This is a genomic window from Kitasatospora sp. MBT66 (genome assembly GCF_000710405.2).
In the GTDB taxonomy this organism is placed as follows: domain Bacteria; phylum Actinomycetota; class Actinomycetes; order Streptomycetales; family Streptomycetaceae; genus Kitasatospora; species Kitasatospora purpeofusca.
On record NZ_JAIY01000009.1, the window covers coordinates 117,608 to 118,268 of the forward strand.

1 protein-coding gene and 1 pseudogene are annotated in these 661 nt (G+C 76.9%); one reads left to right on the plus strand and one right to left on the minus strand.

The features are described 5' to 3' along the window. Positions 1-354, plus strand: a pseudogene (locus BI06_RS53785) (bifunctional 3-(3-hydroxy-phenyl)propionate/3-hydroxycinnamic acid hydroxylase); the annotation flags it as partial. 117 nt (positions 355-471) lie between these two features. On the opposite strand, the gene BI06_RS24505 reads toward BI06_RS53785, so the two are convergent. Further along, positions 472-661, minus strand: a 190-nt coding sequence (locus tag BI06_RS24505) for a 3-deoxy-7-phosphoheptulonate synthase (RefSeq protein WP_043471666.1), incomplete at its 5' end; no start/stop codon positions are given.

Sequence of the window (661 nt, forward strand, 5' to 3'; positions counted from 1 at the left end):
GTCGTCCAGGGGCGCGTGACGGTGGCCGGCCGGCCCGCCGGGCTCTTCGACGACGTGGTGGGGCGCGGCTTCGTGCTGCTCACCACCGAGCCGCCGGAGAGTCTGCTCACCGCCGGGGACCGCGCCTGGCTGGCCGGCCTCGGCGGCCACGCGGTGCGGGTGCTCGCGGCCGGCGAGGAGGAGCCCCCGCCGGGTGCGGTGGGTGACACCGACGGGGTGTACCTGCCGTACCTGGCCGAGAGCGGGTCGGTCGCGGTGCTGGTCCGGCCCGACTTCTACGTCTACGGCGCGGCGAAGGACCGGACGGAGCTGGCCGCGCTCCTCGAGGCGCTCCGCACCGACCTCGCGGCCTGACGGCCCGCCGGCCCGCCCCGCCCCTCCCCGTCCCTCCCCGTCCCTGCCTTCGCACGTGCTGACGGCCCGCTCCCCTCCGCGAAGAGGGAGCGGGCCGTCGGTCCTGGTGGGCGGTCCTCAGACCGCCGCGGGTGCCCGCCGGGCGGAGTGATCCAGCAGGATCTCCGCCACGACGCGTGCCAGGTCGAGGGTCTGGCGCCCGTTCAGCCGCGGGTCGCAGCCGGTCAGGTAGCGCTCGGGGAGCTGCTCCTCGCGCAGGTCCTCCCGACCGCCGAGGCACTCGGTCACGTCGTCGCCGGTCAGTTCC